The sequence below is a fragment of the Ochrobactrum sp. 19YEA23 genome, from assembly GCF_029909865.1.
GTDB classification, from domain to species: Bacteria; Pseudomonadota; Alphaproteobacteria; order Rhizobiales; family Rhizobiaceae; genus Brucella; species Brucella gambitense.
The window spans coordinates 317,183-342,132 of record NZ_JASAMQ010000002.1 but is presented as its reverse complement, the minus strand read 5'-3'; the positions used below and the strand labels follow the sequence as shown (position 1 = coordinate 342,132).

Below are 24,950 nucleotides of genomic sequence, written 5' to 3'. Positions count from 1 at the left end.
ATAACCGAAGCGGGATTATAGGGAAAATGTGTCATCATAGATTATTCGTTCTCTCAATGACTGCTTTGATTGGCGGTCAATCTGCGGCAGTTGCCGCAGATCGTCCTTTAACACCGGTCTTGTCCGAGCCCGCGAAACTGGAACTTACGCAGGATAGATGGCATTTCAGCGCAAGTCCTTATTTCTGGGCTGCTGGTATCAGTGGAACTGTGGGCCAATTTGGCCTGCCGCCCGCGAAAATGAAGTCCGATTTCGGCAGTCTTCTTAAGGATCTCGACTTCTCTTTCATGGGTATCTTGGAAGGTCACTATGATCGCTATAGTCTGTTCAGCGATATCATTTATACAAAAATATCAACTGGCGGACAGACCCCGTATGGGGTGTTGAGCGAAAGAATTGATATTAAGTCCGAGACGTTCTCCGGCTTTTTTGGTGGTGGTTACAGTCTTTTTGAAGAGGGTAGAAATCGCCTTGATGTGATTGCAGGAGGGCGCGTCTGGTACGCCAGCACGGAAATTTCCTTTGAAGGTGGGTTGTTCGACGGGCACAGCGGGCGTGATAGCGCTGCTTGGGTTGATGCCGTTGCAGGGGTACGCGGCAAGTATTTTCTGACTGACAATGTGTATTTCAGCGGTTGGGGTGTTGTGGGTGCCGGGCAGGCAAAGATGGACTGGGACGTGGCTGGAACGATTGGCTACCAATTCAGGGACAATCTATCGGCCATTGGAGGCTATCGCGCGCTTGGCGTGGACTACAGTCACGATGGCTTCGTTTATGATGTGGTTCAGAAGGGGCCAATACTTGGGCTGGTGTTATATTTCTAATACGACACAGGCGTTCGAACGAGGTATTTTTATTGTTTGGATCATGTTGCTGATCGGTGGCGCACCTTCTTGTATTGGAAAGGCAGACATTCTGCGAAGCCCGCCCGCTGCACCATTTTGCGTTGTTGTAATAATCGGATGCTTGCTCCAAGGAAAGATGTCGAGATTGTTCCGTGGCTTCGGGGCAGGGGAATGCCGCGATTGTCCGCTTCTGTGAGATTACTGGCGCAGAGGATATGGGCCGAAAATCCAGACGGGCTCAATCCAGCAATCGCGGCGCGTTGCTTGATGCGTTTGGTTGGAGCGCATCTTGAACCTTTGGGATCAGGCCGCTTCTTTCAAAATAGCACGGATAGGTATTGGTGCCGTGCCCAGATATCCCGCAATCATCCGGGTGATGTGCTCGACAATATCGGCCTCGTCCGAGAGGGAGTGGCCGCAGTCATTGAGGACGATGGCATGGGTCAATGTCTCCACTGTCGTGACGCATATGAACGCAGCCGTATCGAGGTCCTTGAGCTGAACGTCTTCCTTACATTGCTCCAGATAATGCCGAACCAGATAGAGCGTATCTTTTCGGATGGCTTCCACCTCGGCAAGTTTTCCAATACGGGGAACTTCTTCTTTCAAGATCCGGTGGAGCTCAGGATCAAGCCGGTGCGCAGCAATCATCGCTCGAATAAGCTCCCGCATGGCACTATTCAGGTCGTCTGACGCGCACTCTTGCATGGCATTTTCCAGCAGAGCCAGAATTTCACGATTGTGCCTTGCGACGAGCGCAGCCACAAGCGATTCCTTATTGGGAAAGTATTGGTAGAGCGATCCAATGCTCACTCCCGCTACGGCAGCGACGCGATTTGTGCTGGCCCGCGCATATCCATCCCGCACCAAAACGCGAGCAGTGGCATCCAGTATCGCCTCGACGGTCATTTTCGACCTCTCTTGCGAGGCGGCTTTTCTGGGATTTGTAGCGTTGAGCTTGGCCATATTCTCAATTTCCGAATACGAGTAGACAATGTGAGTAAAGGCTCACATATTTCGTATAGATCGTCAACAATAAAGAATGCGAGCCTTTTCAAGGCGTTCAAACGCCGAGATAGCGCTTCATTGTTCGAATTCGGAAAATAAAAGTAAGAGTTATATAATGGTAATGAAGTCAATCAACATCGTGATACTTTTTTCGGTAATGGTAGTTGTGGCTGGTTGTGCCAGCTCGGGACAAAGATCTCAAATTTCTGCGGCAGACTGTGGCGTTACAAAGCACACTCAGACATTCAATGAAAAATGCGGCACGCCTCGACTGGGTTGGAAGGGCGCGAACGGAAGCGATTTCATTATTAGATAATGATCGCACGCCACATGTTGATTAGTCTCGCGGCACCCTTCGCTTGAAAAAATGGAGGAGGGCAGTGCGTAGCCTAACAGCCGAGCGGCTCCGTGGGCTTAATGAGGCCTTGGCACCGACGGGCTGTTGATCCATCTGTTCGAATATTTTTTGCCTGGATTGGCCATTCTTGATCACTGGATGATAGCCATAGGCGGACTCCAATTCAAAAGCTCACACTGAGTTTCGCATTGAATCCGTTCTGTTTGGCGCCGGATGCGAACTGGCCGTTATAGGAGAGGCCGAGGGTGGCATCGTCGGTCAGCTTGAAATCAAGCCCAGCTTCGATGAGAGCTGCATCTTCGGCGATTGGCAGGCCTGAGACTGTGAAGGCGTCAGAACCGATGAAGCTCGCAGTGGAAACCGGCGTGATGTCACCATAGGCGTGTCGCCAGCCAAGGTCGGTTCGTGCTGTTGCCGTGATGCTACCCAGAGCAAACTCTGTCGATGCGCGAAGGCCGAGCGTTGAGAAGCTGGTTTCCGTTGTGTCAGACTGAACCGCAAGGGCCGCCGCTGTCTGGCTCTTTTCATTAAATCCATCGGTCTTCAGACGAACATAGGCAAGACCCGCATAAGGCTCGAACAGGGCTTTGCCGTAGTGGATCTTATAGCCAAGTTCGCCAAAGAGCTGGAAACTTCCCGCATCATAATCGCCGCTCAGATTATCGGCAATGCCGGGGAAGGCGACAGAACGGTTCATGTCGACATCATGCCATGTATAGGCAAGACCGGACCGGAACGCCAAGGCATGGCCATTATTGAGCGTCCACTCCGTCCCTGCATAGGCGCCGAGGGTATAATTATCACTGCTGCCTGACGAGGCGTGATCATCTACATCGAAGCTGGAATGGCTGTAGCCGGCCAGAAGTCCGAGACGCCATGTATCGAGGACCACACCATCAATACCGGTGACAAAGCCGCCAACAGAGGATTTTACCGATCCTGCATTGCTATTGCTATCCTGCCTCGTCCAAGCGCCATAGGCATAGCCCCAGGCGGCATAGGGATTTTGAGCAGGAACAATGCTGGCAGGAGCCACAGTATCGATGGCAGAGGCGGAAGCCGAAACAGGCCTTTGTGTTCCGGCATAGGAAAGCGCATTGATCCGCGTTGCCGGAGCGCCGCCAAACGCTTGTTGCAGACGACCAAGGGCTGCATTGCGAATAAACTGGCTGTCGTTGATCAAAACGCCTTTGGCTGAAGCGTACGCCTCGCCGGAAAGGCTGTCGAAAGCCCCACGCGCCTCATCGGCCGACAGCATCAACAGGGTATTGTACAAGGCCAGTGACGAACCTGTCTGCGCCAGCGTATCCAGACCGCCTGCGGTTGCCAGCTGATTGCGGGTCTGGGCCACAGTTGTGAAGAGGGCAGGGGAGGGCTTTTCAGGATCAACCGGCTTGGGACAGCCGGTATTCAAGCAGATTTTCAGGTCTGCCGCTGTGTTACCATAGGCAAGGCTCATATCGAGAAAGGCTGAGTTCGACACAACGCCTGCGAATTCACCACTGATACCGCCATCCGCCGTCAGGATATGATAGAGTTGGCCGTTCTGATAACTGGTTTCTGGGTCAATCGTCGTGACCGAGACATTGCTGCCGGAAACCGTTGCTGTTCCGGTTACATCGACGCGATCGGAGGCGCCATTGCTGGCTATTTCGATTTCAAGCGCTGAGCCAGGCTTAAGCGTCAGATCGCCGTCGACTGTAAGCGTGCCAATGGAGTTGCCAGGAGCCAACTTGCTTCCCGGAGCGAGCGTGACTAGAGAACCTGGCCCGGAGCCTACGGACCCGTGTCCGCCGAGTAAGGCGCCATTCTCTATTAAGACGGAGCCGGCAAGTCGCGCATTATTCTTTGTGACTTCTGAGCCAACAATGAGCCCGCCTGAGAGAACAGACGTTGTTCCCATGAAGGCTGATGACCGGCCATCATAAGCGAGGACACCGCCGCCTGATTTTGTCAGATTGCCGACGCCTTGGATTGTGCCTGTGAGTGAAAGTACGGTGCCAATAGCGGTGTTTATATATCCAGTCGACGTCACGTCGACGTTGCGTACCATTACAAACGCTGCTGTCGTTTCGAGCGCACCGCCATTCAACACGAGATTGCTGGAAGAACCGCCCAAGTTTGTATCCGAAGAAACAGTCAGAACGCCAGCGTTTAAGGTTGTTGCGCCGCTATATGAATTGATGCCGGACAGCTCAACTATTTCTGAACCATCTTTTATTAGTCCGCCCTCTCCGGAGACCATTCCAGAAAGATAGAGATTGTAGCTGGCCGCGTTCAGTGTTAACGCCGAACCTGCTCCAAGTTTGAAATCATTGTCTAATCCAACGGGCCCATCGATTCCAGACATGGTCACTGTGCTGCCGCTGTCAAGCTCGATCCCACCTATCAGCTGTGAACGGCCGGCAAGTTCCAAGACATTTGCCGAACCACGGAAGAGCAGAGCGTTAGAACGCGTCTGATGGTCACCCGATAACCCGCCGCTGATGGCACCAAAGTTGACGATTCGAGTATCACCATTGGCGATGATCCCCACTCCGCCAGTCCCATCGTCGCCATCATTCCCATTTTGGGATGACAATTGAAAGCCGATACCGCCATCTCCACCGGCTCCGCCATTTCCTCCCAGGATCGTTCCAGCATTCGTCAGATTGTTTCGGGCATTCAAATAAATGCCGGTACCACCGTCGCCACCATTACCTCCGTTGCCCGCATAATTGAAACTACTATTGCCCTTTCCGCCGCGTCCGCCGTCTCCGCCCGAGCCTCCCTCTATAAGCCCAAAATTTAAGTGCGAAAGACCGGAGCCCTGTATCTGTAATCCGTCACCCCCGTCACCTCCCGAACCCGCGCCACCGGTGCCAGATGCTGGCAGACCTGCTCCACCAATACCTCCGTTGCCGCCCATTCCGCCTCGAATAATTCCATAGCTGTTCATCAGGCCGCCGATAATTGCACCATTGCCGCCGGCTCCTCCGCCCCCGCCGCCGCCGTGATGATCCTGTCCTGTCAGTTCGAGTGCATTTCCGCCGTTGCCGCCACTTCCACCCACAAGAAGGCCTGTCGGCGCGAGATGAAGGGCGGTGTCTTCAAGCCCATTTGCGCCGCCGCCACCGCCGCCACCGCCAGCACCGTTACCTCCCTTGCCGGCGGCGTCCTGACCATTCCCGCCGTTACTTCCCAGTGCGGTTCCTCCGGATCCACCTTGGCCGCCTGTGGCTGGCAGTTTACCTGCTTTGTCAACTCCATTGCCACCATTTCCGCCGTCGCTCCCAATACTGCCTCCACCGCCGCCACTGCCTTCGCCGTAGAAACCGGAGTTGAAGTCTGGCGTAAGACCGGGGCCGCCTGCTACCCCGGATTGTCCTCCCTTTCCCCCATGAAGCACGCTAAACGCCGCATCATTTTGAAAGAATTGGTCCGAGGCACCACCGTTACCACCGGAGTGTTCGGCACTGAATGCTGTGATCGGTGAAAACAGAGTGAGGAAGAGCGTGGCTATCGCAGGTTTCGCAAAATAGAGGGGCGTTCTAGCAGACAAAATCCTTGAATCGGGAAGTTTGACGCAAACAGGCGAGGAGTTCGTTGATAAGAACGTTGCTTGTGGCAGGCGCAATCGAGAACTCCCAACCATTGTCATTCCCCCGAGAGCTGGCCAGATTTTAACTGTTATCGTTGAGTCCTTACTGACTCACAACGGACCGAACAATACGGCAGATGCCGTATTTTTCGGGGGGGGGGGATACGAAGGGTTTTCTGGATCAGCTCAATAGCCTCGACGCCCGCCCACTACGCTGCTTGGCATTGTTATAATAGTCCGACGCCTGCTGCACGAAACGATGGCACGATTGTTCCATGGCTTTGGGTAGGGGATATCCGATATGCCGCTTCCAGCCAGCGGTTGACCAGGGCACGCACGTCTTGTTCCATCCTTCATTTGAACGTCGCGTTTTCGACAAAAATTGGGTACAATAAAATTTCTAGATTGAGCGGCTTTCTTGGTACGAGAGGTGGCCACAATTTGTTGTTCGGAAGTGCTTGTGACGTGGTACATCCAGAAATCCTGACGAACTCAGCAACCTTATCATTCTGCTTGGCGCAACTTGTATAACTTAGAACTAGAGTAGTCTTTACAAAGATAGAGCGTCGATCACGCCAGTAGAAAGTACTTGACATCGCTTGCCTCGTGGATGTGAATTGTCACTGCGAACGATGGGGGAAATACATGGCCACGGTTCGCAATTGGGGAAGAGACGTATGATCAAGCTATTGACTGCGCTAGTAACCCTTAGCTTTCTCGCTTCCGCGCAAGCGCAGGATTTTAATCCGCAAGAGCTGCGGAGCCGCACCATAGAGCGCCGAGCCGTGGAAGCCTTAGTTTGGGGCATGCCGGCCGTCAACTACGATTTGATGCTTCAAGAGGCACTAAAAAAGACGAGCGTCAGGCAAAATGAAATTGTTTACTGGTCACGGCCCGTCGACTGGAAGAACCAGACGCTGACGCCGAACCCAGATGCGCTCTACTTCATGATCTTTTTTAACACCAAGGAGGCAGGCCCGATTGTCATAGACGTTCCACCTGCCGACGGCGGGTCGTTTGCCGCCAATATCGACACCGTTTGGCAGATGCCGCTGGAAGATGCCGGGCCATACGGAGCAGATCAAGGAAAAGGCGGCAAATATCTGATCTTGCCGCCGGGCTACCGTGAGAAACCTCCCGATGGGTACATTGCGGTCCAGTCGCAAACCTTCGCAGGCTATGCGCTCTTCCGCTCAAATCTGGTAAGCCATGCGGACGCTGACGTTGCAAAGGCCGAAACATATGGAAAGCGGCTCAAGGTCTACCCGCTCTCGCAAGCCGCGACCCCTCAGGAGACTAAGTTCACGGATGCGAAGGAGGTGCTCTACGATTCGACCATCCCCTACGATTTGCGCTTCTTCCAGTCGCTGGATCGAATTGTACAGAGCGAGCCATGGCTAACGCGCGACAAGGCGATGATCGACCCTCTTAAATCTATCGGTATAGAGAAAGGCAAGGCTTTCACGCCTGATGCGGAAACGACCGAAATCCTGAACAGAGCAGCTGTTGAGGCGAGGGCTTTTCTTGATCGCAACTATGAAATTGGTTTCCCTCCGTTTTTCCCGACGACGCGCTGGGCCGTCCCGGCGTTTTCCGACCTGGTGAAGGCGGGGTCGTCCGGGTACGCCGAGGCGGATATCTACCCAGTCGATGCGCGCGCCTTGACCTACAGTATAGGATACATAGGAATAAAACGGCTTGGTACTGCTCAGACCTATCTCATTACGAGTAAAGACGAGGACGGTGCTCAGCTCGAGGGTGACAAGTCTTATCGCCTGCATGTGCCGCCTAACGTGCCGGTCGAACTTTACTGGTCCGTGACCGCCTATGATCGGGAAACTCATGCACTGATCAAGAACCTCGACCGAGCTAGTCGTGCGTCGAATGCCGCGGAGTTGCAGAAAAACACAGACGGGTCAGTGGACATCTGGTTCGGTCCGAAAGCGCCTGCGGGTAAGGAAGTAAACTGGGTGCCAACCGACCCACAGCGGGGGTTCGAACTGCTATTCCGCCTCTATGGACCGAAGAAAGAGCTCTTCGAGAAGCTCTGGGTGTTGCCTGACGTGGAGAAAGTCGCGGTGCAATAGCAAGAGGATTGTCATGACTACTGGCGCTCGCTTCGCGAAATGGGGACTCGGCCTCTTTCTGGTTGGTGTATTCCAGACTTTCGGCATCGTTGCGCACTACTGCGTGGGCGCGCGCTGGCCGACGGGCGAATTGTTCATTCAGAACATCACGCTCTGGTGGGCGTGTCCGTGGACACTCTCGGTGGCTGCCGTGCAGACAGGCGGGCTGGGCATGGTGGCGATGGGTCTAACGGCCATGGTGGCAGCGCGGGCAGGAGCATGCGCGGATGCGCACAACTCGGCTGCACTCTGGCTCTGCGTAGTCGGATTGTTGGGTGTCTTCGCTGTCGGTTATCCCGGCTACTTCGTCTTTGATGCGATCTGGCCAGGCTATTATTACTCGCCGATAACCATAGGAAAGAACGCCTGGCAGCTCGGGCAAGCGTTCTTCATTGCAGTCTATTTCGGTGGCGCGCTGCTGATGTTCGGCACGGTGCGGCTCGCTCTCAAAACGATCCCGGAAACCACTTAGCCGATAACGAGTCAGGTAGGATGTTATGACCAACAATGTCACGCTTAACCGGCGCAATATGCTACTCGGCGCCGCCACTCTTGCCGTGGCCGTAGCCACGGAAACGGGCGATGCTGCTGTGGGTACTGCACGAGCGAAGGAACTGAACCCACAGCCGCTGCCACCATCACCCGGTTGGGACGAGGCGCTGCCCCAGGGGCCAGACGTGCGCGTGAAGATCACCGAAGCCTACGCGGCGCACGTTGCCCGCGACGCCTTCTTCTGGGCCTGGCCGTTGGTCAACATGTACAACCGTCGGCTCGCCTTCTCCAAGATGAAGGAACACAGATACTCCGGTCCATTGCTTGAGTCGCCGCTCAACGAGCTCACCATGCTTATTGACTATGTCAATCCGGAAGAACGCAATGTCGCCTGTCCAAATCAGGATGTCGTTTACGGCCTCGGACTGTTGGCGTTGGACGTTTCGCCTGTCGTGATCCAGGTGCCGAACTTCGGTGATCGTTTCTGGGTGTACCAGATCGTCGATCTGCGCACTGACAGCTTCGCACAACTTGGCAAGATGCATGGCACCACGCCAGGTTTCTACCTGTTGGTTGGTCCGGACTGGGAAGGGGAGGTGCCCCAGGGCATCACCAGGGTGTTTCGTGCATCCAGCAAGACCGGTCTAGCTGCACCACGTATTGCCATGGACGATACACCGGAAGACAAGCGGGCGATTCAGGATGTTCTCACCGGAATCGTGATGTATCCGCTCGCCAACTATGACGGGCGAATGAAGCGCATGGAGTGGAGCAAGCTACCCAAAGTGCCTGGCGCTCCGCATGGTGACGAGGAAACGCGTTGGGTGTTTCCGGAGAAATTCTTCGACGAACTGCCTACGGTGCTCGCAGATGCGCTGCCGCTGCCTGGCGAAGAGGCACGTTACGCGCAGGTGCTCGCGGTACTCACGGCTGCCAGGGAAAGCCCGGAAATCAAGCAGGCGATGGTAGAGGCCGCCAAGGACGCGGAAGAGAAGCTGGTCAATCCGCTGTTTCAGTTCCGTAACTATGGCCAGCAATTGCCCCATCACTGGAGCACGATCTCCAACGAGTCCGCGTTTGGGGTCGACTATTTCACGCGGACCGCCGTCGCCAAGTCGAATATCCTGGTCAACTCGCCCGATGAGACGAAATATTTTTATCAGGACCTGGATGTCTCCGGTGACCGGCTGAACAGCTCCAACAACTATGTGGTGACGTTCTCCAAGGATGGCACGCCGCCCGTGAATGGCTTCTGGTCGCTTTCGATCTACAACGAGCATCACTTCTTCGTCGCCAACCCGATCAACCGTTTTTCGGTCGGGACAAAGAACAAAGACCTACAACTTTCTCCCGATGGCGAGCTCACGATCTATGTACAGGCAGATGAGCCCGCGAACGCTCTACAGCGCGCCAATTGGCTTCCAGCCCCGAAAGGGGACTTTTCGCTCTACGTCCGCGCCTACTGGCCAAAAACCTCGGTTATGGATGGTGCCTGGACGCCGCCAGCCGTGGTGAAAGCAGGCTAAGTATAGAAAACAGGGAAGGTCATTCTCCAACATTCTCGATCACGGAAGCTTCCGGTTCTTCCATTCGTGGGGACCGAACCAATGACAGGTTTTGGACGGCGTTATCCGCCGTCTATGTTGGAGGTCGCCGACGTAGCCAGCGAGCACATGTTGCTGCGAAAGTGGTGGAAGGGCGGACGTTTAAAAAAGAGACAGCTCGCTGCTAAAACTTTCCACTCACGTTGAAGAAAACGGCATCGCCTTTCATTCTGTTCTCAACTGCGACTTCATGAGCCCAACTGAGACTGAGGTCGATTTCATTCGTCTCGCTAAATTTTGCTTTGTATTTGACCAATGGACCTATCGCGAATGATCGGCCCTTAAATCCATCATCCCGCGCGTTAGCGAATGCGCTGTCATCTTTCTCGAACTGATAGAGAATGCCGGAAATCGCACCGATCTGCCAATTCTTCGCAACCGTTTTTGTGACCGCCAAGTCAAGATGCGCCGTGGCGCCGCTATAATTATCGGTATCTGGATTGCGTGTGTTGATGTCTATGCCGAACTTGGCTGATAGGTCGAGCCCATGATTGGGGAGCAGCTTGGTCACTGCCACCGAAGGCGTAAACGTCCAATAATTAAGCCCGATAAAAGCAAGATCTCCTGCGGAATATTTCCCTGTTGGCGCAGTGATAGTCAAGCCCGTCGATAGCCAGAAGTCACTGGCTTTGTTGTGCCAGCCGAATAGCAAAGGAGTAATCGCAATGTCACCTATTCCCGCAGTATCCTGGATAATGTCTGCGGGACCGACAAGCGCTTCGGCTCGTGTGTATCCAAAAGGAACTGCGGCTTCGAAAGCGTAGGTCCAGTTTCCAGGCAGCTCAATTTTGGGAACAAACACACCGGCCAGAATGGAAGCATAAATATCGCCTTTCAATCCCAATGCTACTGAGTTTTTGCCAAAAGGCACAGATCCTTCTGCTTTACCGTGATAATAAACGTTTGACCAAGCCCAGTACGCGCCCGGTGCCGGAGGCACAATGCCAGCTCCGGGAGTGGCGAATGCCCCTGGAATATACCGCCCCGCGGCTGCCTCTGCAGCTTGTCCTTTGTTAATAACGAAGGGGAGCATGACGAGAGTTAACGACAGCAGCCAGATGCCCCGCATTTGTATGCTCCTCCTACATCGCGTGGCGATTATATTGATTGCGCGATTATTCCCCAAGTTAAAATATCTTATACTTACCGGAGTAGGCAAGCGAAACTAATAGGGAAATGTTTCTTCAACTCCATCTCAATTAGCTAAGAGGTTGACGCGGTCCTGAACGCGGAAATATTGGCAGATCGATCCTAGTGATATTTTCCGGCAAACGGCCTTTGCATCGATCGGACGCCAGAGTAGCGGAAATTCTTAACTCTCAGTCGAGTTGATATCCGACCTATGGAGATTTAAGAAGCACTGAAGCAGTGGAGTGCTGCCGCCCGCGTGATAGTATGATCAGACTAAGATGAACGTCCGAATTCTCTAAAAGAACGCGAAAAATGATCTTTTTCTTTTCGGTCTTTGGAACGGCATTTTGTATCGGCTTCTATAGCAACCTTGCCGCCCGCCCGCTGCGCCTTTTGGCATTGTTGTAATAATCGGACGCCTGCTGCACGGAGCGATGACGCGATTGTTCCATGGCTTCGGGCAGCGGAATGCCACGATTGGCGGCTTCGGTGAGATAGCCGGAGCGCAGACCGTGCGCTGAAAACTCCCTCGGTTCAAGCCCTGCCATTTGCGCGCGCTGTTTGACGATCCGGTTGACGGCGCTCGGTTCGAGCGCACGTGCCGCAACATTGCCCCATCGATCGACTTTTCGAAACACGCTGCCCTTGTCGATCCTGGCTGCTTCCAGCCAGCGGGTGAGGGCTTCGACGGGTCGGCCGGTCAGATAGACGGTTTCATCATGATCGGCGTCACTGGTTTTGGTGCGACCAAGATGGATGCCGAGAGAGGGGAGAGGAGGAGCATCCTCATCGGTGACAGGGGGCTGTTTGACAAGCTGTTCTACACGCAAGCCAGCGACTTCGCTGCGCCTGCGCCCGCCCGAGGCAAAGGCTACCATCAGGATAGCTCGATCCCGCAAGGCGGTGAGTTCCTCGCCCGAACAGGTTGCCAGCAGCTTGGCCAGTATATCGCCGGTAATCGCATGGGCACTCTTGCGGCTGCGTGGTCGGTTCAGCGCACGCACTGCAAGCCGGATGGCCGATTTGACGGACGGCGATGAGAACGCACCCTCCAGACCGCGCCAGCGGGTCAGCGTCGACCAGTTGGCGAGACGCCGGCGCACCGTTGCCGGTGCATGCGGTCCCGACACGCGCAGAAAACCTTGTTGGCGCAATTCCTCTTCTACGTTGGCCGGCATGCCGTGATCAGGGTCGATCTCGCGTTGCTGCGGCCCCCATAAGTGATGGGCGACGAATTTCAGGAGCAAGGCTTCCGGTGCCGGGAAGGGGAGGGGGCTCCCTGTTGCGGCCATCGACCAGGCTTCGAGATAGGCCAGATCCGAGGTCAGCGCGCGCAGCGTGTTTTCACCCATGCCTTCATTGACCAAATGGCGCAGTGTCTCAACATCCTCATCGGTCAAAATGCCGGCCAGCATGTCGCGGCGGTCCATCGGCAAAACGGCGGCAATCGTATCGAGTGTTTCGGCGCGCCGTTCGATGGCGGAAACGGGCGATGTGGTCACGGGTCAAAACTCCCTGATTGGCCTGAAAGCGGGCTTTCTACGGCGCGGTTGGCCCTGACTTTCACCGATTTGCGGCTTCAAATCAATAAGCTTCGATAACCTATACTTATCGGAGGTTAAAAGGCCAACTCAAGCGCATCACCAGTGCCGGACATTAAATAATCACTGGTGTCCGTATAAGAATTTGTTTACCATGTTTTCAATGCGTTACGATCTCGATCATTTGCCTCTGAAGACCTTGCTGTCACCGTCGGCTCGTGCCAGTGCGGCTCTGGCGCGTCTTGATGAGCGTCTTGCTCCTTCGCCGGTCGGCACAGGGCTGATCGAACGGTTCCATTTTGCCGATGCCTGCGCCTCGCTGTGGCTCGACGGCGAACTGGTCGAAATGGAAGACCTCGTCCTGCATGAGGCGGCGCGCGATATCCGCTCACCCAGCCACCAACTCACCATTGCCCGCGATGTGTTGCAGACAAGGCGACGCATTGTGGCACAGCAGCCGGACTGGGCGCTGAGCCCGAACGGCTTGCGCAGTCTCCGGGTTGGTGGGCAGGCGTGGCCTGCACCATCTCCTGGGGATGGCATCCTCGCGGAGAGCGAAAACACTGCGGTGCACGATGCGGCGGTCGGTCGGCAAGATCAGGATGGGGAGGGGAGAAAAAGTCGGTTGGATGACGGGCTCGACCTGCCCGGCGTTGATCTCGACGCCATTGACGCGGTGCTGGCGCGATCCGAAGACGTTCTGGCAAAAGTAAAACAGCCGCAGAGGATGGCTAAGCCGGAGACTGACCCGCTGATCCGCGATCCCGACTGGGATGAAGAGGAGCGGCTCGAGGAATGGCGAACCGTGTTGCGAAAAGTCGGCGATTTGCCGCCGGTGCTCCAGGCCGTCCTGGCGCTCGATGCCTGGAACGAGCTCGCGGTGTTGCAGCGGGCGCCGTGGCTGGGCCGTTTGCTGGCGGCATCGCTCCTCCGGCGTGAAGGACTGACCACGAAGGCACATTTGCTGGCCTTCAATGTCGGCCTGAAAACCATCCGCGTCGAGCGGCGCCGTCATCGCAATTTCGAAACCCGGCTCATGGCCTCTCTCGAGGGCATGATTGCTGGCGTCGAGCTCGGGTTCAAGGAACATGACCGGCTGCTGCTGGCGCGGCAGATGATGGAACGTCGCCTGACCGGCCGCCGCGCCTCATCAAATCTGCCGGGACTCATCGAACTGGTGCTGGCGAGGCCACTGGTTTCGACCGGCATGATCGCGGCAGAACTCGACATCACGCCCCGTGCCGCCCTTCGCCTCGTCGAAGAGCTCAACCTGCGCGAAATGACGGGCAGGGGGCGGTTTCGGGCGTGGGGCGTGCTTTGAGCTTTCAGAACAGCATCGAGATAAATCATAATCACTGCGTGCCGAATGGACGATGTGATCCATCCATAGAAGAGGCCGTCAATGGCATCGAAGACGACGTTGAATGCAAAAAATCTTGAAGCGCTTGGCGTGGAACGTTTGGCCGAACTGTTGATCGAAATCAGCACCGGTAACGCCAATCACAAGCGTCGCCTTCGAATGGAACTCGTTGGCAATGCAAGCGGGGTGGAACTGGCAAGAGAAGTCCGTAAGCGCCTGGGTAGTATTGCGCGCGCAAAAAGCTGGATCGACTGGCAAAAGGTAAAATCGGTCAAAGCGGATCTGGAAGCGCAGCGGAAAACGATTGCTGAGAAAATCGCATTTTCTGATCCGGACGAAGCCTTTGAGCTGATCTGGCAGTTTCTGTTGCTTGCCGATCCGATATTCGAACGATCCCATGATGGCAGCGGTACACTGATTGAAAGTTTTCATGCAGCATGTGACGATGCCGGACGCATCGCGGCGCTGGCAAAGGTTTCGACGCAGCGTCTGGTCGACAAAATCGTCGCTGCTCTTCAGGATAATGGCTACGGTCAATATGACGGATTGATTGATGCAATGGCTCCCGTGCTCGGGGAGACGGGTCTCAGAAAACTTCAAAATGCGTTTGAACGCTGCGAAAAAGAACCAAAGTCCAGGATTGCCGAGGCAGACATGCAGTTTGTCGGCTGGAGCATGAATGGCCCTATTTACCGCGAAGAGCTTCATGCCAGAGGTCAGTCGATCACGGTAAAAGTTGCGCTTGAGCAAATAGCGGATGCGCTTGGCGATGTGGATCTTTATATTGCACAACAATCGGAGGCATCGAAGGCGTTTGCAACGGTCGCGACTGGAATAGCCAAGCGGCTGTTGTCAGAAGGACGGGCGAAAGAAGCGCTCAATGCGCTCGATAAAGCTGAATTCGACAATCGGCGTGAAATCTCGTCACAGTGGCAAGCAAAGCGGGCGGAAACCCTGGAAGCCCTCGGGCGCACAGATGAGGCGCAACAGTTTCGCTGGAATAGCTTTGAGCAGTCACTCAATGCTGAACTCTTGCGCGCATATTTACAGCGGCTTCCTGATTTTGATGACATGGAAGCCGAAGAGAAGGCATTCGATTATGTTCAGCACTTTCCGGATGCAAACCAGGCACTTTCTTTCTTCATTCGGTATCCATCGTTCCCCGAAGCATCAAAGCTCGTTCTGTGCCGCGCATCAGAAATGGACGGTGACCTGTATGAGCTCTTGTCGGCCGCCGCAGAGAAACTTGCGCAAAAGTTCCCCTTGTCGGCAAGCGTTCTTCTTCGGGCGATGATCGACTTCACGCTCGATGGTGGCCGGTCCAGCCGGTACAAACACGCGGCGCGCCATTTGCTGGAATGTGGGGCATTGGCTCGTCATATATCCGATTACAGCGCAATGGTTCCGCACGATGTCTACATCGCAGGCCTACGAAAGATTCACGGACGAAAACACGGCTTTTGGGCCCTCTTCGATGAACCTCGATGACAGTCAACACCTAACCTGGGAGCTTGGAAGCCTTCGGCAAGCAGGGCGCATCCGCTACAAGTACGGCAGACGTCGCTAGATGTGCTGTTGCGACGAAGCCAATGAGAGCCGATCGGAAGAGAGAAGCAGAAGTTGACCCAGGATTGCCGGACCGCAACGCGCCTTCATTCCGGCCGTTTGCCGATGGATTGCTCGCCAAAAGAATAACACGGTGCCTATCGTGCAAAATGGCGCTGTCAGCTTGTGAACAGATTATCGTCACGACATGTCGAGACTGGGAGGGGAGGGCAGCGTTCCCTGCGCGCGATAGCGGTCGCTCGCTTTGCGTGGTGAGTACAATTCAGGCAACGTCGCTTTATCGACGCCTCTCGCCTGCGCTTGACCTCGACGGACGATAAGGCGTGATTTCCGACGCAGTGACGCTAAACTCACAGTGTTTAAAAGCTGAGGGAGGAATACCGATGCCGAAATTTCTTGCTGTGTATACGATGAAGCCTGAAGACCTCGCATCCTTTCGACGCCTGTCAAAAGAAGAGCAGGACGTGGTGGATGCAAAGGGAATAGCACAATGGATGGCATGGGAAGAGCGCAATGCTGCGGTCATCCTTGATCGCGGCGGCATGGTGGGGAAGACAACGCGGGTGACAAAGCAGGGCATAACGGAAGCCAAAAATCCGTTTTGCGGTTATCTGGTGGTGGAAGCTGCAACAGCGGAGGCTGCGGCAAAGATGTTTCGAGACCATCCGCACATCACGGTGTTTCCAGGCGACGGCGTCGATATCATGCCTTTTATGACGTGATCTCCTGCGTCCATCCTCGACGGCCTGGCCGCATTGCACGCTGGAAATGGAACCAATCATGCGGGGCGTTGGGTCACGAGAGCGCTTCATGTTAGGCTGGCTCCTTCAAATGACATTTCCATTTGCGGAGAAGACGCATGTCACAGCACAAGATTTACATGTTCTTGCTGACCGCGGACCTTGGAGCTGCCGAAGCTTGGTATACGAAATTGTTCGGGCGCGGACCGGATACCCGACCCATGAGCACACTCGTTCAATGGGAACTGTTCAATCAGGCCGGAGTGGGGATTTCGACAGACGATGAAATAGCCGGACGAGGGGCAATCTTTCTTATTATCGACGACGTTGCCGCTGAACGGGAACGGTTGCGTCACGTGGGGATCATGCTGGGTGACGATATCCCAGGCGATTACTCGACGCTGGCACAAGTGCGTGATCCCGACGGCAATATGATCACCCTCGCAACACCGCCGTCACCCAACTATCCGCCCGCGTAAGCGAGCGTCAGCCACTGTAAGGTTGAAAGCGGTCGTTCCGCTTCGCGCGCAATTGCAGACATTACCGCACGATTCACACGCACTCCAAAGCGGTCATTCCGCTTTTTTTTGCTACTAACGACCATTATTAGGTGGAGAGGAGACAGGCAGGTCTTGTTAAGCCCACTTTGGCATCAGACGTTCATCCAATGCCAACGTCTCGATCTGTGCGCCCATTCTGCTGAAGCGCTGCGCGGATGGCCGCCACAAATGCGTCGTATACCTGTTTGTCGTCCCTCAACGCGTTACGAAGCCCAGCCTTGAGTTCTAGTTGAACGCCTTTTCTGGAACGGCCTCGATTGCAGATATTGAGCGGTTCGGTTCCAGCGTACGCTCCTGATGTCTCGATCTTGCTATCGAACCCCGCAGCTATCAGAGCGTCATGAATTGCTTTACCCAAAGCGCCATCGGCACCACCGACTTGTACCGACTTAGCGTTGCCGTCCAAGCCGTGGAATGTCACGACACGATCGCAACCGGCGATCAATGTGAGCGCACGCGCTTCTTTGAAGCGGTGCGAGGTTATGTGCAGGTCCCAATTGCCAACTTTCTTGACGCCCTCGAATGCATAGAAATTGTATTCGTCGCCGGCAATTGAGCGTGCTAGCGGAAGCGTCAGGAATTCGATGCCTCCGCCATGAGGCGCAAGGATCGCCGTAGCGCTTCCTTCTATGCGCCGCACCGAAATGCGATAGTCGACATCGGTCGCGTTCTGCATTAGATCATCCCAACTTGAATATTTATCGCGCTTCGCCATTTACCCTCCAAACACATCTTGAACCGCGAGGCTCGAAGCTTCTGTGACGTTGTCGTAAGCCTTATCGTCGCGACCCCGAAGCCTGCCATTCGTTAATTGGTTTCGCCGCAGTAGCGAGAACGGTTGCTGGAACCTTACTGATATTCGTCTTCGAAACGCCTTTATTTCAACCGGGTTTGGCTGCGCAGGCACTCGACCGCTGCTTCAAGAAGCTTCTCATCGGGTTGCAATGTGCCCCACTCCTTCCAAAATTCTCGCGTAGCGCTGTCAGGCTTCACCTGCGGCCGATCCAACTTAATCCGCGTGGGAAGTAGGACCGCATCGCCGAGCAAAAGTGCTTCGCCCGTGTCGAGAAGCGGAAGCATTGCCGTCAAACCGACGAGAGAATCCGGCATCAAGCGCTTGATGACGTTCTGATCGCTTTCATTTGTAAGCCGCAGGGCAAGGAAGTTGTTGCACTGAGAGAGGATTGTTCGGCTCACGTCGGATGGGCGTTGGCTTACCACAAGAAGAGAGAAGCCGTATTTTCGACCTTCCTTAGCAATGCGCTCAAACGACCACAGGGCCTGCCGTTGCACGGCGTCGGCATCGTCCTTCACAGGAAGATAGAGATGCGCCTCATCGCACAGCAGTGTAATTGCTGTGCGTGACTCCGCGTTCATCCAGAATTGGATGTCGTAGAGCAGGCGGGCAAGCGTGCCGGTCACGACCGGCAGCACGTCGGCGGGAACCTCCGAGAAGTCGATGATCTTAATGCCGTTACCGGAGTCGGCCCGCAGCAGTTTCACGACCTGCTTCGCGAGCCACCCATAGTCGAGCGCTTCAGCAGGTGGCGAGAACATAAACCCATATCGGCGATCATCGAGCTTCGCTTCCAGGCGGGAGATGAAGCGCGTCAGCTTATCTTCCCAATCTCCCTTTATGGCGGCACCGTTTTTACCGATTCCTTTAGCCGTATTGTCGGTCTCCAATCGGTCGACCAACTCCGACATGGCGTAGGGGATTGGAGAATCGACGGTGAAGGTCTCCTTGACAGTAGTCTTTTTCGCCATGTCCAGCGTTGCGCCTTTCAGTTCGCGGACATGGAGGGTGAAGCGTGAGGCCTGATTGGGCGCGTTTTGATCGCTGCGATCCAAGATCATGGACAGCATCTCATCGCGGTTCAGGAGCCAATACGGTAGAAAGAGAGTGTCGTCTTTCGGTGCAGCGAGGTCTCCAGGGCCGGCAACCCTGAGGCGCTGCGCGAATCCACCTTTAGTCTTATCAGCAAGGGGAGCGTACTCGCCATGCATATCAAATACGACGAGATTGGGGTATTTGAGCTTGGCTGCTCTCTCAAGAATGAGGGCGACTGCCCAGCTCTTACCAGAGCCGGTGCTGCCGAGAATTGCAGCGTGACGCTGGAAGAAGCGATCACCACTTGCGATCGCTTCAGCGCTTCGATCGGCGACAAATGTGCCTAGCTTCAAGCGCTCCTGCTCAGAAACGTCGGCGTCCAAGATCCCCATGAAGCGCTGTAAGTTGCCGCCCTCGATGACAAAGCAATCGCGGTCGATCTGGGGGAAACTGTCCGCACCGCGTTTGAAGGTGTCTACCTTGTCACCATCAATGGTTCGGTAGGTACCGATGACAAAGGCTTGCATATGATCCGCAGGCGAAACGGTCAGCGCGCCGAATTCGCCACCTTCTGGATCAGGGAGCACTTCGCGAAGAGAGCGAGTGACCCGGTCGGTCATCCCGATAAGAAATTCCGCCTGTGTCGCGCCCCTAATAGCAATGAGTTGCCCGATCCCAACGCGCGTCAGCATTTCGGAATTGGTGACGTCTATCGCTACGCGACTGGTGTCAACACCGGCCACGCGCCCGATCTGGTCATTCTCCGTAAACTCAAGTGCCGGACTAGTCATGCCGCTAGAACTCCCTTCACAAAACCATCGAGGTCCCAGTAGTCGATACCGGGATAGAAAACTTCCGCTCCATCGACGATGATGCGGGCACCGGCATTTCCACCGTTTTCGTGAAACTCCGCCGCAACTACGTTTTTGTTTTCGATCGCTATCTCTCGTGCCTTGGGGGAAAGCGCATAGGTCAAAATTACGGTCTTCACGCCCGATTTGATGCGTGGCGTGAGATGGGTTTCCAAATGATCATCATTGAACCCATAGCCTATAATGAGAAAACGGCGGGCCTTGTCGATGGCGTCGTTCCCTTTTTCTCGGTGCTTGTCGAATGGACTCTCGTAGCCGCTGCGGAACTTGTTCAGTCCCGGCGTGATGATTAAGCGCGGCAACGGCAGTGTGCCTGCATAGCGGACCGGATTACCCTCCCGATGGTACCAGTCAAGGCTGCCGTGAGGCTTGAAAACATTGGCCTTTGAGGCAAACTTGTATCGCACGTTCTTGCCGACGAGCTTCACGTGGCGGCAGAAGCTCCAGTAGCTATCCTCCGGATCGAGTCGAGCAGCGAAATGGCCGGAAAACATAGTATCGACGCCCAGTCCGGCTTCCTCGCAGGCTAGCTCGGCAAGACGATCATAGTTCGTCGTTACGATTGGAATGCCGGTACCTGGTTTCAACAAGTGCGGGATAAGCTTGGTGAGCCGAAGTGTCCGCGTATTGTTGAATACTTCCGCGATGATGTTTGCCTCGGAGGCAGCGATGAAGTCTCCTGTGCTCTGTACGATGGCAGCCTCAAGGGACGGAGTAGGCGCGTGTTTCAGCAGCGCCGCTTCCAGACCATTGGTTTCGATGAGTGGATGGATCTCTTCCCAGAGTTTCGTGTCATCCAAGGACAGGCTGGCTGGTATGTGTGTCACCAGATGATGCCCGAGCGCGCCCATGCCAGGAACGCCCTCGGCACAGGACAGCCCTGAGCCGACTATCAGAACCAGGCCATCGCCAAGGTGTTCCTGAAGCTGCTTCTTTAACGCACTTAGTTCCACGAATCCCCACTGACGTGACAGCGCCATCCCCGATTGCAAAGTACATTGCGTCATTGAAGGGAAGCAAGTGTGCCTTCCACAATATTTCAATGTGCTGAATTGTTCTACGGCGTGCATTATTCCGGAAATGGAATTGGCTGCCCAACTCCATTTGTTTGACGGCAGGCTGGATGATCTTCTTGCTTTGGCAAAAGAACCGTAAGGGGTCAGATTGGATGTTCTAACCGCAATTACGTCGAAAGTTGCTGGTCAGTAACGCGCCTTCAGTTCGGACGCAGAGATTTTACGGCTCAATTCCGAAAGCAGAAGTTACCCGCGAAAATGCCTGTAGACCAAATGAGCCAATCAGGCCGCATATCAGAGTAAAAAGGGGAGGAAATGCCCTCGAACCCAGCGGCGCAGATACTCTCGAAATCTCAAATCGCCAACCTCGCCGTCGAACCAGCGCAGCAGCAATTCGGTATCACCGCCTGTAAACCTTGTGATCTTCTCCAGAAGCAATCCCGTAGCAGACATCTCGGCGAGCCCTATAGGTGATCGGTCCCAGATCGATGACAAGAATGCGACGGTCACTTTAAGGTGCGATTTCATATCGGCATCTTTGCTCCCAAGATACTCGACTAAGTGAAAGAATTGCTCGCCAACGCGGGCGTCCGTAGCAGGAACCGCAACCTCCAATATCGCGGGGTCGACGGAGACAAAGCCGTGACGCCGGGCGGCGAGGCCAGCAACGATATCTGAATACCGTTTGACTCCAATGATCCCGCTCTTATAGGCGTACATAAAAACGGCCTGCAGCCACGCCACCGGCACCTTGCATGTGTGCCTCGCCAGCACACGAAAGCTCAAGTCGTCCGAAACAAGGAGCATCTGGTCCATCGCAGCAACGAGCGCGGGTGCCATTACCTCGATGCCAACCTTCGCAATCACCTCCTCGAATTCTAAGCTAGGATTGTCTCTCAGTAAGACGGGCACGACCTCAACGTCGCTCTTGAAAAGAGCCTCCCGCTTCCCGATCAGATCGCTCGCCGCTTTTGCGGTTTCAGGCGTGTTCTCTGTGTAGGAGAACTGACCCTTATAGTAGGATGTCGTACCGCTCTTGCGGTTTCCGTCGTAGACCAGCTCGTTCTTGAGTTCGGAGATGTCATCTGAAGTTGGCCTGGCCACCACAACTCTTCCGAAGACAGCTTTCAAGACATCGACCGCTTCAAGATCCGCAACCGTCCAGAATGTGAGGGTGTCAAGAACGGCGCCGCTAGACTTGTGTTCATCGACCCATCTTAGGGTTCGGTCACGCTCGAGAGCTGTACCTTGACAGGTCTTGATCTCCCCCCCCGTTGCACGTACCGTTTCCATGAACTGGATGACGTTCCCGTGCCCCGCCATCAACTGCATGGGAATTGATTTTTCACTGTAAGCGCGAAGCTGCCGATCTCGATCCTCGCCCTGCCTGCGGACAACGGCGAGCAGTTCGGAGATGTCGTCGCCATGGGTCGTCATCTTCCAAAAGCCGGGATGCTCAGGGAAGCGATCGTTGAAATGCTCGATTACATCGTGGAAAGCATGGAGGTAACAGCTTTTGATCTGTGTGATGCGCCAGGTTTGTTTTCCTGACGGATGGTCAACCGTGAATTCATGCCCAATAGCGCAAGAAAGTGTTTGCTTAGCATATTGATGCGATAGACCATAGATACGCGCGGAGGGCCTGTCAGGGCCGTCTTCGATCAGGAACGAATTCGTTTCCCCTTTGGGCCCGGTGATCTCAACCCAGGTACCTTCTTGAACCGTCGAGGGTGGATTGAGTACCTCAGCGTGTTCAGTCATGAAGATAAGCCCGGCGAAATGCAGATTGGTTGCTGGGTCTTCGCGACCATCCTGAAGAGCGGCATAGCCCAATCGAATGGCATCATCGATACGTCCCACCCGCTGAAGTATCTGCGCGACTTGAACTTTCTCCAGAGGTCTGCCTTTCAGCTTTTCGATATCGATCGGCTTCATTAAATCGATAATAGGCGTGTAGCTGCGCGCCTTCCGTCCCTGTGCTTGGGCAAGAAGCAGGATTGCGTCGCAGCTGTTCGGTTTCAGATCCAGAAGCGCATGTAGGACTTCTTGGGCTCTGTCTACGTTGCCGCTGCGGTAGTGATAAATCCCTTCAAGGCGCAGATAGCGCGCAGATTCGCGCAATGATTGTGAGAGCGAATCGAAGAACTTGGCTCCACTGGCTCGTGAGGGAACCGCGTGCGCATGGGCACTGGCCAGTATCGCGAGTTCCAGACTATGATGTCTGGCGTCAACATGACTGTCCAGGATTCCAATGACGATCCCGTAGAGGTCTTTCCTCATCGCGAAGTGCGCCACCATGGTGCGCGCAGCATATCCTGTCGTCTCGGAGATCGCGTTGACCGCGTTGCTGAATGCTTGGTCTTCCAAAGTCTGGAGGCCGAGGTCTTTGGCTAGACCCGCCGCGACAATGCTAGCCCTAATGTCGTTTTTTGTATCGACAACCAGCCATTCAGCGATCTGGCGCGCTTGATCGGGCCCAGCATTCTTTGCCTTTGCCGTCCTAATGAGCGCAGAAATGACACCCTGCTCGTGTTCGAGAAGGGTCGCCACCTCATCTGCGGTGACACCGCGCAGAAAATCCCAACCTGACCGTCGTGCGGCGATCTGGCAGGCGAGCAGCAGCGGAGTTCCCTCTCGTTTGAGATTGAGGAACGCGCGATCTTGCAGCTCGTTGTCGTTAATCTCGAAGCCGACCTGGGCTGCCAAGGTGATGAACGATTGATCGTCTGGCGCGAATGTCAGCGCTTCTGTGACGACCATTCCGGCGGCTTCGAAGTCACCCGCCGTACACAGAGATATGACGTAGTTCGCAATGTAAGCTCGATGGTCCTGTCGACCTGGGCAGTCGTGCCTCTTTATCTTCTCGTATTCCGCCCCAAGGACATCCGATGCAGCACGGACTGCTTCGATTTCCTCGTCTGAAAGCTTGATCCAATCCCGCAGTTTGCGAACCGACTGATCGACGGTCGCGTCGGCGGCGGCAAGCTGGATCTGCCGATTGTCAGGGAACTTGGCTAGGGCGGCATTCGCTGCATTCCACCATTCAGGAATCCGTTCGTGAAATCGTAGATGATCGACATAGTTCACGACAACTTCTTCAGACTCATGCAGGCCCTCAGGAACTTGATCCAAGACCGAACCATCCAACCCAGGGTCGCGCCAAGACTGAATGAGGTAGGCGGCGATGATGCCGGATGCCGGGTAGGACTTGGATGCTGAAGACGCCATTTCCCGTGCTTCTGAGAACCTATTCAGAAGCAGCAGTGCCAAGATCTTGTTCGACGTCGACTTTTCGTTATCTGGCCAGAGTTCGGAAGCCGCTAGAAGATCCTCTGCACCGTGCAACTCATCTCCGAGCTGAATCCGGCAATGTCCTATGTTGGCACGTACCCGAAAGCGAATGCGACCAGAGGTGTTGTCGTCCAGATCGCCCCATAAGCCCTCAAGGAGTTTCAGGGCACTCACGGGACGACCGTCTTCAATCATGATCCGGTAGCGATCGATCTCTCGGTCGAGAGGTTCCTCACCAGCTGTTCCAGAAGCAGTTGGATCGAAAGGGACAGGGCTCGGAAATCGATCTGACACCATGACTGTCAGCTGTTCGATCGATTCGAGAACCGTACGGTTGCCTTCTTCAACTGTAACTTTGATGGAGGCCGCAAAAGGACTGTACGTCGGATCGAACGCCAGAGTTGCTTTTTCGGAGCGCGAAATCCTCTCTCGGACCGTTCCCCACCCCCACACCCGGATGAGAATACGTCGATTATCTTTGGCAAGGTCGGCGGTTAGTTCTGTGGCAAGACGGTCGAGCTTACCGTCGTTCTTCCCTGTGTGTGTTATGAAGTACTCGGTGAGCGGGAAGCCACTATTGACAGCCTTCCCTACCTCTTCTCTCACCGTCGTCTCATCGAGCTCATTGTCGAGATCAATGCACTTGCATTGAACGCCGACCAAGCGATTTGGGTCACCGTCGCGGTACCCCATCAGGTCCAATCCGTACTGCGCTTGTCCACCGCGACCAAACCGATGAATTCCGTCGTCCTGGAGAATATCTCCCCAGAGCACGACCGAAGCGCTCTCAAAATCCTGCCAATTGGCGGGCGGTTTAATTTGAGTTTGAGATACAGTCATACGGGCCAGACGGTTCGAGGCGGAAATGATAAATGATCATGATTTGTTCGCGGTATCAATGTAACCTAAAGTTAAATCCCCAACTATCTGGTCAAGTATAGTTCTTTCCGGAAAGGGTTACCGAGTGTGGCGGTTGAGATTGGCAACAGAGCGGCAGCCTTCTGCGGGTTGTTGCTGAAACCCGCCTGT

At 54.9% G+C, this 24,950-nt stretch carries 16 protein-coding genes and 2 pseudogenes; 8 read left to right on the top strand and 10 right to left on the bottom strand.

All coding sequences use genetic code 11. The features are described 5' to 3' along the window. The first annotated feature begins 56 nt into the window (after positions 1–56). Positions 57–824, top strand: coding sequence for a hypothetical protein (locus QBD01_RS08170; protein ID WP_280992379.1), 768 nt, complete (start codon positions 57–59; stop codon positions 822–824). Positions 825–915: 91 nt separating this feature from the next. Here QBD01_RS08170 and QBD01_RS08165 read toward each other — a convergent pair. From QBD01_RS08165 to QBD01_RS08150, 4 genes and pseudogenes are all read right to left on the bottom strand, one after another. Continuing rightward, a pseudogene (locus QBD01_RS08165) lies at positions 916–1,114 on the bottom strand (integrase); the annotation flags it as partial. Between the two features lie 34 nt (positions 1,115–1,148). Further along, positions 1,149–1,811 carry a TetR/AcrR family transcriptional regulator gene (locus tag QBD01_RS08160; RefSeq protein ID WP_280992378.1) on the bottom strand — a complete coding sequence of 221 codons (663 nt, stop codon included), beginning with the start codon at positions 1,809–1,811 and terminating at the stop codon, positions 1,149–1,151. A gap of 563 nt (positions 1,812–2,374) precedes the next feature. Further along, on the bottom strand, positions 2,375–5,827 hold the full coding sequence (locus QBD01_RS08155; RefSeq protein WP_280992377.1) for an autotransporter domain-containing protein: 3,453 nt from the start codon (positions 5,825–5,827) through the stop codon (positions 2,375–2,377). Between the two features lie 145 nt (positions 5,828–5,972). Beyond that, positions 5,973–6,089, bottom strand: a pseudogene (locus QBD01_RS08150) (integrase); the annotation flags it as partial. A gap of 379 nt (positions 6,090–6,468) precedes the next feature. On the opposite strand from QBD01_RS08150, the gene QBD01_RS08145 reads away from it, so the two are divergent. Genes QBD01_RS08145 through QBD01_RS08135 form a run of 3 tightly spaced genes read left to right on the top strand, consistent with a single transcriptional unit; the run spans position 6,469 to position 9,935 of the window. After that, complete coding sequence (locus QBD01_RS08145) at positions 6,469–7,878, top strand: DUF1254 domain-containing protein (protein WP_280992376.1); 1,410 nt, start codon at positions 6,469–6,471, stop codon at positions 7,876–7,878. 13 nt (positions 7,879–7,891) lie between these two features. Beyond that, positions 7,892–8,389, top strand: a complete 498-nt coding sequence (locus tag QBD01_RS08140) for a hypothetical protein (protein WP_280992375.1) — start codon at positions 7,892–7,894, stop codon at positions 8,387–8,389. A gap of 25 nt (positions 8,390–8,414) precedes the next feature. After that, the gene (locus tag QBD01_RS08135; protein ID WP_280992374.1) at positions 8,415–9,935 is read left to right on the top strand and encodes a DUF1254 domain-containing protein; all 1,521 of its coding nucleotides are present in this window, start codon (positions 8,415–8,417) and stop codon (positions 9,933–9,935) included. Positions 9,936–10,137: 202 nt separating this feature from the next. Here QBD01_RS08135 and QBD01_RS08130 read toward each other — a convergent pair whose 3' ends face one another. Both QBD01_RS08130 and QBD01_RS08125 read right to left on the bottom strand, forming a co-directional pair. Next, a complete protein-coding gene (locus tag QBD01_RS08130) occupies positions 10,138–11,082 on the bottom strand; it encodes a transporter (RefSeq protein WP_280992373.1) in 945 nt (314 codons plus the stop codon). A 421-nt stretch (positions 11,083–11,503) separates the two neighbouring features. After that, the gene (locus tag QBD01_RS08125; RefSeq protein ID WP_392391350.1) at positions 11,504–12,574 is read right to left on the bottom strand and encodes a site-specific integrase; all 1,071 of its coding nucleotides are present in this window, start codon (positions 12,572–12,574) and stop codon (positions 11,504–11,506) included. Between the two features lie 265 nt (positions 12,575–12,839). Between QBD01_RS08125 and QBD01_RS08120 the strand changes: the two genes are divergently transcribed. The 4 genes from QBD01_RS08120 to QBD01_RS08105 all read left to right on the top strand — a co-directional run bounded on the left by QBD01_RS08120 (position 12,840) and on the right by QBD01_RS08105 (position 16,830). Then, entirely contained in the window at positions 12,840–14,006 is a 1,167-nt protein-coding gene (locus tag QBD01_RS08120; protein ID WP_280992371.1) for an RHE_PE00001 family protein, read from the top strand. 81 nt (positions 14,007–14,087) lie between these two features. After that, positions 14,088–15,533 (top strand): DUF6880 family protein, encoded by a 1,446-nt coding sequence (locus tag QBD01_RS08115; RefSeq protein ID WP_280992370.1) that lies wholly within the window; start codon positions 14,088–14,090, stop codon positions 15,531–15,533. A gap of 461 nt (positions 15,534–15,994) precedes the next feature. Further along, a complete protein-coding gene (locus tag QBD01_RS08110) occupies positions 15,995–16,333 on the top strand; it encodes a hypothetical protein (protein ID WP_280992369.1) in 339 nt (112 codons plus the stop codon). A 239-nt stretch (positions 16,334–16,572) separates the two neighbouring features. Continuing rightward, complete coding sequence (locus tag QBD01_RS08105; protein WP_235964135.1) at positions 16,573–16,830, top strand: VOC family protein; 258 nt, start codon at positions 16,573–16,575, stop codon at positions 16,828–16,830. Positions 16,831–17,011: 181 nt separating this feature from the next. On the opposite strand, the gene QBD01_RS08100 is transcribed toward QBD01_RS08105, so the two are convergent. From QBD01_RS08100 to QBD01_RS08085, 4 genes are all read right to left on the bottom strand, one after another. Next, positions 17,012–17,626, bottom strand: coding sequence for a poly-gamma-glutamate hydrolase family protein (locus tag QBD01_RS08100; RefSeq protein ID WP_280992368.1), 615 nt, complete (start codon positions 17,624–17,626; stop codon positions 17,012–17,014). Between the two features lie 161 nt (positions 17,627–17,787). Beyond that, positions 17,788–19,533 carry an ATP-binding protein gene (locus QBD01_RS08095; protein WP_280992367.1) on the bottom strand — a complete coding sequence of 582 codons (1,746 nt, stop codon included), beginning with the start codon at positions 19,531–19,533 and terminating at the stop codon, positions 17,788–17,790. Next, entirely contained in the window at positions 19,530–20,594 is a 1,065-nt protein-coding gene (locus QBD01_RS08090) for an SIR2 family protein (protein ID WP_280992366.1), read from the bottom strand. The genes QBD01_RS08095 and QBD01_RS08090 overlap by 4 nt, the downstream gene beginning before the upstream one ends. A 330-nt stretch (positions 20,595–20,924) precedes the next feature. Beyond that, positions 20,925–24,761, bottom strand: coding sequence for a hypothetical protein (locus QBD01_RS08085; protein ID WP_280992365.1), 3,837 nt, complete (start codon positions 24,759–24,761; stop codon positions 20,925–20,927). Between the last annotated feature and the right edge of the window lie 189 nt (positions 24,762–24,950).